General features: G+C 57.4%; 6 protein-coding genes and 1 pseudogene. 5 read left to right on the top strand and 2 right to left on the bottom strand.

The features are described 5' to 3' along the window. From metH to M3436_06210, 5 genes and pseudogenes are all read left to right on the top strand, one after another. A partial coding sequence (gene metH, locus M3436_06230) for a methionine synthase (GenBank protein MDQ3563736.1) occupies positions 1 to 3,523 on the top strand: 3,523 nt, incomplete at its 5' end. 147 nt (positions 3,524 to 3,670) lie between these two features. Continuing rightward, a pseudogene (locus tag M3436_06225) lies at positions 3,671 to 4,260 on the top strand (LemA family protein). Continuing rightward, the gene (locus tag M3436_06220) at positions 4,257 to 5,255 is read left to right on the top strand and encodes a hypothetical protein (protein MDQ3563735.1); all 999 of its coding nucleotides are present in this window, start codon (positions 4,257 to 4,259) and stop codon (positions 5,253 to 5,255) included. Before M3436_06225 ends, M3436_06220 begins: the two are co-directional and overlap by 4 nt. A 22-nt stretch (positions 5,256 to 5,277) precedes the next feature. Continuing rightward, positions 5,278 to 5,451 (top strand): hypothetical protein, encoded by a 174-nt coding sequence (locus tag M3436_06215; GenBank protein MDQ3563734.1) that lies wholly within the window; start codon positions 5,278 to 5,280, stop codon positions 5,449 to 5,451. A gap of 114 nt (positions 5,452 to 5,565) precedes the next feature. Then, complete coding sequence (locus M3436_06210) at positions 5,566 to 6,498, top strand: serine/threonine protein kinase (protein MDQ3563733.1); 933 nt, start codon at positions 5,566 to 5,568, stop codon at positions 6,496 to 6,498. A gap of 26 nt (positions 6,499 to 6,524) precedes the next feature. Here M3436_06210 and M3436_06205 read toward each other — a convergent pair whose 3' ends face one another. Then, on the bottom strand, positions 6,525 to 7,343 hold the full coding sequence (locus tag M3436_06205) for a response regulator (protein MDQ3563732.1): 819 nt from the start codon (positions 7,341 to 7,343) through the stop codon (positions 6,525 to 6,527). After that, on the bottom strand, positions 7,343 to 7,585 hold the full coding sequence (locus tag M3436_06200) for a hypothetical protein (protein MDQ3563731.1): 243 nt from the start codon (positions 7,583 to 7,585) through the stop codon (positions 7,343 to 7,345). The genes M3436_06205 and M3436_06200 overlap by 1 nt, the downstream gene beginning before the upstream one ends. Positions 7,586 to 7,809: the final 224 nt, after the last annotated feature.

The following is a 7,809-nucleotide window of genomic DNA, read 5'->3' as shown; positions in this document are numbered from 1 at the left end:
GACGCTTACCCAGCCGCTGATCATCGGCGCGATTCACCGCGCTTATCTGGAGGCCGGCGCCGATATCTTGGAGACCAATACCTTCAATTCCACCGCTATCGCGATGGCAGACTACCGGCTGGAATCTCTTGCTTACGAGTTGAACTACGCCGGAGCGCATCTGGCGCGCGCCGTCGCCGACGAGCTCGAAGAAGCGAGCCGCCCCCGGTTCGTCGCCGGCGTGCTCGGACCCACGAATCGCACGGCCTCGATCTCGCCGGATGTCAACAATCCGGCTTTCCGAAACACGACCTTCGCCGAGCTGGCCGAGGCGTACACGGCCGCTATCCGGGGCTTGCTCGATGGCGGCGCCGATATGCTTTTGGTTGAGACCGTCTTCGACACCCTCAACGCCAAAGCGGCCTTGTTCGCCATCGACGAGTATTTCCAGAACCACAACCTCCGCGTTCCGATCATGATTTCGGGAACCATCACCGACGCCAGCGGGCGCACCTTGACGGGCCAGACCACTGAGGCATTCTGGAATTCGGTCGCACATGCAAACCCGCTCACGGTCGGTTTGAATTGTGCGCTCGGCGCTACGGAGTTGAGGCCCTATGTCAAGGAGCTGGCGAGAGTCGCCGGCACTTACGTCAGCGCCCATCCCAACGCGGGCCTGCCGAACGAGTTCGGCCAGTATGACGAAAGCCCCGAGTTCATGGCCGGCGTACTGCGGGAATTCGCCGAGAGCGGATTCCTGAACATCGTCGGCGGCTGCTGCGGCACGACGCCGGCGCACATCCGAGCGATGGCGGAGGCATTACGCGATCTCCTGCCGCGCCGCGTCCCGGAGATCCCCCGCCACTGCCGGCTGAGCGGTCTGGAACCGCTGACGATCGGAGCGGAGGTGAATTTCGTCAATATCGGCGAGCGCACCAACGTTACCGGCTCACCGAAATTCGCCGCGCTGGTGCGAACGGGCGAGATCGATGCCGCGGTGCAGGTGGCGCGGCATCAGGTGGAGAACGGCGCTCAGATGATCGATGTCAACATGGACGAAGGCATGCTCGATTCCGAAGCCTTGATGATCCGGTTCTTGAATCTGATTTCCGCGGAGCCCGAGATCAGCCGCGTGCCGGTGATGATCGACTCCTCCAAATGGAGCATCATCGAAGCGGGACTCCGGTGCCTGCAGGGAAAAGGTGTGGTCAACTCGATTAGCCTGAAAGAAGGCGAGGAGCGCTTTGTCGAGCATGCGCGCTTGGTGCGCCGTTATGGCGCGGCGGTCGTCGTCATGGCCTTCGATGAGCGCGGGCAAGCCGATACGGCCGAGCGAAAATTCGCGATCTGTAAACGCAGCTACGAAATCCTCACTGAAAGGCTCGGGTTTCCGCCGGAAGACATCATCTTTGATCCCAACGTGTTAACGGTGGCGACGGGGATGGAAGAGCACAACGATTATGCCTTGGCGTTTTTCGAAGCCACGCGCGAGATCAAACATCACCTCCCCCATGCGCTCGTCAGCGGCGGGGTAAGCAACGTCTCGTTCTCGTTTCGCGGTAACAACCCGGTACGGGAGGCCATGCACACCGCCTTTCTGTATCACGGCATCAAGGCTGGGATGGACATGGGGATCGTGAATGCCGGGCAGCTCGGGATCTACGAGGACATCCCCCGTGAACTGATGGAGAGGACTGAAGATGTCCTTTTGAATCGCCGTGCCGACGCCACCGAAGCCTTAGTCAAACTTGCCGAAACCGTCAAGGGCGAAGCGAGGGAAAAACACGATGATTCCGCCTGGCGTAACCAGAGAGTGCAAGAACGCCTGGTGCATGCTCTCGTCAAAGGGATCACCGATTACATCGAAAGCGATACGGAAGAAGCGCGGCAAGCTCATGAGCGCCCGCTGCAGGTCATCGAAGGCCCGCTCATGGACGGCATGAACGTGGTCGGTGATCTCTTCGGGGCGGGCAAGATGTTTCTACCCCAGGTCGTCAAGAGCGCCCGCGTGATGAAAAAAGCGGTCGCCCACCTCGTGCCTTATATCGAGGCGGAAAAACGCGCCGGCGGCGTCATTCGGAATAACGGCAAAATCATCATGGCCACCGTCAAGGGTGATGTGCACGACATCGGCAAGAATATCGTGGGCGTCGTCCTCCAATGCAACAACTTCGAGGTCATCGATCTCGGCGTGATGGTTCCGGCGGAAAAGATCCTCGAGACCGCTAGGCAGGAGCACGCCGATTTTATCGGCCTGAGCGGCCTCATCACGCCATCGCTCGATGAGATGGTGAACGTCGCCAAGGAAATGCAGCGCCAAGGCTTCACGATCCCCCTCCTCATCGGCGGCGCCACGACCTCACGTACGCACACGGCGGTCAAGATCGCACCGAATTACCAACAGCCCACGGTCCATGTGCGCGATGCCTCGCGCGCGGTCGGAGTCGCCGCGAAGTTGATGAGCCAGGAACTGCGTACTGAGTTCGCCGCTAAAATAAATCAGGAATACGAGGAAGTGCGCGAACGCCATAAGGGACGTCAAGCGCGCACTGAATGGGTAAGCCTCGCCGCGGCAAGGCAAAATAAACTCGCGGCGGATTGGCGCTCGTACAATCCTCCCGCACCAAAGCAACTGGGAGTTTTGGTGTTCGCGGATTACTCCTTGGAGGAGCTGAGCCACTACATCGATTGGACGCCTTTCTTTATCGCCTGGGAGCTTGCGGGACGTTATCCGCGGATCTTGGACGATGTCACCGTCGGCGATGCGGCGCGTAGGCTTTTCCGTGACGCCCAAGTGATGTTAGCGCAGCTCATCGAGGAAAAATGGCTGCGCGCATCCGGTGTCGTCGGCTTATTCCCCGCGAATACCGTGGGCGAGGACGACATCGAGATCTATACCGATGAGACTCGTTCCGGGGAGCTCACGGTGATCCACTCCTTGCGGCAACAACAGAAACGGCCGCCGGGACAGCCTAATCTCGCGTTGGCCGATTTCGTCGCGCCGAAGGAAACCGGCGTCGCGGATTATATCGGCGCCTTCGCGGTCACGGCCGGCATCGGCATAGAGGAAATCATCAAGCGCTTTGAGGATCAACACGACGATTATTCGTCCATCATGATTAAGGCATTAGCGGACCGTCTGGTCGAGGCCTTCGCGGAGCGGTTGCACCAATGCGTGCGCAAGGAATTTTGGGGTTACGCGCCCGAGGAAAGCATTGACATCGAGGGACTGATCAACGAAAGCTATCAAGGGATCCGTCCCGCGCCCGGCTACCCGGCCTGTCCCGATCACACCGAAAAACCCTTGCTATGGCGGCTGCTCGATACCGAAGAGCACACCGGGATCCACCTCACCGAAAGCTACGCGATGTACCCGATGGCCTCGGTAAGCGGCTGGTATTTCTCCCATCCACAGGCGCGTTATTTCGGACTGGGACCGATCAACGAAGACCAGGTCCACGACTATGCAAGGCGGAAAGGTATGGACCTTAAAGCGATCGAACGTTGGCTCGGGCCGAGCTTGGGTTATGAGCCCAATGAATAGGGTTTGCCATCCTTCAAGACGGCGTTGCGCCCGGTGCGTCACGGCGGCTACGTTATCAAGATCACGGCCGCGGAGCCGCTACAGCGCCAAGTCACGGCGCATAACAAGCGCCGGCGTATCCAACCGACCATCGCGAGGGAAATCACCATGGAGATCGCAGGCTACGTTTTGCTCACCGCGGCCGTTACCGTTTTCATCTACGGCGCCCTCGCTTATAACCGCTTCGTGATGCTGAAGCACAACGTCCTTAAGGCATGGGGAAACATCGATGTGCTGCTCAAACAGCGTCACGACGAGCTGCCAAAACTGGTCGCGCCACCTGCAAGGAATACATGAAGCACGAACAAGATACCCTGCGCAAGGTCGTTGAGGCGCGAAGTATGGTTGCCGCGGCACGTGAAGCCACGGATATTCCCGCCCTCGGGGCCGCGGAGAAGCTGTTGCGCTCCGGTCTTGGGCAACTCTTCGCACTGGTCGAGAACTACCCTGATCTTAAAGCCAACGAGACCTTTCACCACCTGCAAAGCCGCATCACCGGCCTGGAGCACGACATCGCCGATCGGCGCGAGTTTTATAACGACGCGGCGAACGTTAATAACGTCGGCATCGAGCAATTCCCCGACTTGTTCATCGCGAAGCTATTCGCCTTTCGAACGCACGAGGTACTGCTCTTCGAGACCGCGGAAAAGACAGACGTCGATCTTCGCGTTTTATTTCAAACCTTTAGTCAATCGTGATATTTGGCCCGTGGTGGCGAGATTTCGGCCACGGCTTGATTTCGGCAAGCTACGTGGCCTTGCTCGCGGGTGCGTGGTGTGCGCCAGAGCCCATGGTTCGATTAGTGTTGCTTGGGGCGATTGTGATCGCGAGCCTGTGGGCATGGTTAGGAGCCTATCGGCGCTACCACCTCATCACCGACACGCCAAGCTCGGCCATCCGGAGCGCAGCGCAGGGCTACACCGAACTCTACGGCCGCTGTGAACCGCATCCGGGCACCCTCCCGATTGGCTTTAGATCGGGACCGCCGTGCGTATGGTATCGCTACAACGTCCAGCGCCAACGCGGAAGTTCTTGGACACCGCACTCACACGGTCAGAGTACGGATACTTTTGTTTTGAGCGACGGAACTGGTCAATGCGTCATCGATCCCGACGATGCGGAGGTAGTTACGACGCATAAATCGAGCTGGCGGGAAGGCGATTTTAACCTCGATGTGGAATACCTGGCGCCTGGAGATAATCTATACGCACTCGGAGACATCGTAAGCATCGGTCATCATTGCACGTCGACGGAGCGTAGTCATGAGGGAAGTCTATTGTTACGCGAATGGAAACAAGATCGGGAAGGGCTGACGAAGCGTTTTGATAGTGACGGCGATGGACAGATCAACCTCCAAGAATGGAACCAAGCGCGAGTAGCGGCGGAAGATCAAGTGGATCGCGAGCGCATCGACCGGCCTAACGGCTCACTATTAATGCGCTCACCGGAAAGTGGACGACCGTACTTGCTATCGAATCGAGACCCCAAGGACCTCGCCACTCGCTACCAAAGGTGGTCTTGGTTGCATGATCGTGTTCGCGGGCACGAGCGTAGCGGCGCTCGTTTACAGGTTCTCATGATGCGAGGTCTTGCCGCCAAGGTTACACACGCGTTTGGTTACGTTTTTGCTTTACTCTTGGTAACCATTGCTTCGGGTTCCCGAGCTTGGGAGCCGAACATCCAAGGTATCTAATTCGACAATAACGGAGCTACTTATGAACGATCAGTTAGGGCCCTCGCAGACATTCGAAATCTGGTGGACCTCGGAAATCGACGGCGCCTATCGCCGTTGGATCGTACAGCAGCCGGAAGGATCCGCGCTTTCGGACTTCGACGCGCGCCGCTCCTTTGCTCACGAAGCCGGGCTGCTACCCGCATGGGCGCGATAGGCTCATCCCTTACTTACCCGAGACCCGTTGCTACTGTATGACTATCCCGGTGTTCGGACAGAGGGATCGAGATACGTGCGGATCTTTGAAGCCGCAAGGTTACGGAGGCGGTCGGTGCTGGCGGGCAAAAGAATAACCTTCGCAGGGGATCAAACGGCAAGCGCGGATGACGCCGGCGCATTCAATGATGCGGAGCGTAGCACCGTTGCTACGCGCTTGTTCGAAGGTCCTGGCCCATTAACACCGGATCTGGATCGGCCTTTAAACGTACCTGGGTACACGCTCATCCGTGAAATCGGCACGGGCGGAATGGCATCTATTTTTCTCGCTGAACGTCATCAAGATGGGCAACATCTGGTACTCAAAATCCTACCTTTCAAAGCGCAAGAGAACCCCGTTCCCTTTAAACGCTTCATGCGCGAATACAACCTCTTGAGAAAACTCTGCCACCCTCACGTCGCCAGAGTCTTCGAGCGCGGATTCGCGAGCGATCTAGCCTATATCGCAATGGAATACTTCACGGCAGGCGATTTAAAAGCAAGGATAAAGCACAGTATAGACCCGGCGGCAGCGATACACTTCCTCCGTCAGATTTCATTAGGGTTAGACGCGATCCACCGGATTGACGTGATCCATCGGGATCTTAAACCGGCTAATATCTTGTTCCGGGATGAGCAACGCTTGGCTATCATCGATTTCGGGATAGCGAAAGATACCAATGCCAGCGGAGATCTCACCTCGGCAAACTCGCTGCTGGGCACCGCATACTATATAAGTCCCGAATTAATCACCCGCCAGGACGTGGATAAACGCAGCGATCTCTATAGCGTCGGCGTCATCCTATATCAGATGTTAACGGGGGTCTTGCCCTATCGCGGCGCCACTCCCTACGAGGTCTTTCAAGCTCATCTCGAGACTCCGATTCCAAGCCTTCCGTCCGAAATCTCGCGTTATCAGTCCTTGGTTAACACATTGCTTGCGAAAGACCCCAACGATCGATTCCAAAGCACCGCTGAACTGCTTGATGGTTTGGACCGGGCGGCGTAAGCAGCGCCGTTGCGGTTCGAGACGATCTAGGCGGGTGTTGGAATAGACAGCAGCTTTTTGACGACATCGTCAATGACCGCCTGCTGCAAAGGCTTCCAGAGGTAGGTATCGCAGGTCGCAAGCGCGAGCTTGCCTTTGATACTCTCCGCGGGCGAAGCGCTGGCCACGAGCAGAACCACCGGGGTTGTTCGTTTCTTAGGGTCGCGCTTGATCATCCGGCAGATTTCGTAACCGTCTATCCCCGGTAACATCACCTCAAGAAATATGATGTCGTAGCGTTTGTTATTGATGAACTCGATCGCCTCTTCCCCGGTTTGTGCGAGATCGACATGGGAGGCGACCGGTTTAAGTGCGTTCTTCAGCTGCGTCCTGACCGGGAAACTGGCATCCACGACGAGCGCCTTCACACCAGGTAAGCCGTTAGTTTGCACGCCTCGCGTCCCAGTATTGGTGCGTGTTATCGTGTCGCCCGCAGAGACCGGCGCAGCGTCGCGCGGCGCACCATGCTTCTCAATGGCAACCTTCTCCAACATGGCTAGAAGCCGCGTTGCGCTCACTGGCCGCTGAATAAAATATTTCGGATTGTCCGCGGGCTGCTCGCGCGCCAACACAATACCGGAGATCGTTTTTCCTTGTGCTTTAGCCTTGAGAAAACCGCTCCAACTCTGGAGAGCCTGTGGCGTATCGGAATCGATAAGCACTATGTCCGGCGCAGTCTCAGGACTCCCTACGTAAGGTACAAAGCGCAGCGCCTGCGATTGCGAAGTCTCCACGATCTGCTGCAACCATCGGAGTTCACCTTCACCTAGGCCAATGGTCGCAACGGTAAATGTCGCGTTATTCATTACTCTATTGATACTCCAAATTTTAGCATCGGCTTGTGTCGTTCCGGCAGCGTCCCCATCGACGATGCGGAACCGCCGCTGCATTTGTTTTGCGCTATTCCCCGGCCCTGGACTGTCGCACGCTGTATCGGCGTCGTTATCCAGAACTTCAGCGGATCCATAAGTATTTCCGATATTTCCGATAGGTAGGTAATCATGTTGAACCCGGCGTGCGGGTGACGCATTTTTCGTTTCTGCTCCATTCGGTCCTCCTGACCATCTGGCGATAACAATGATTCCGTCGGGTGGAGCGCTTTAAGCTTCCAGCTAACTTCTCGTTCCATTGCGAACGGTCTTCAGGATCCCACCCCGAAAGCGGCTGTGGGGATCCGATGAGTCGTCGCCACGTTGGCTGCGGTCGAGCGTTTCCGCCGAAATGCCAGCCGCCATCACGCTAAGCCGACGAGTGCAGCACGGTCAACCCCAG

The sequence above is a fragment of the Pseudomonadota bacterium genome, assembly GCA_030859565.1.
In the GTDB taxonomy this organism is placed as follows: domain Bacteria; phylum Pseudomonadota; class Gammaproteobacteria; order JACCXJ01; family JACCXJ01; genus USCg-Taylor.
The sequence above is the reverse complement of the archived record's forward strand: the minus strand, read 5'-3'. Positions and strand labels throughout refer to the sequence as shown.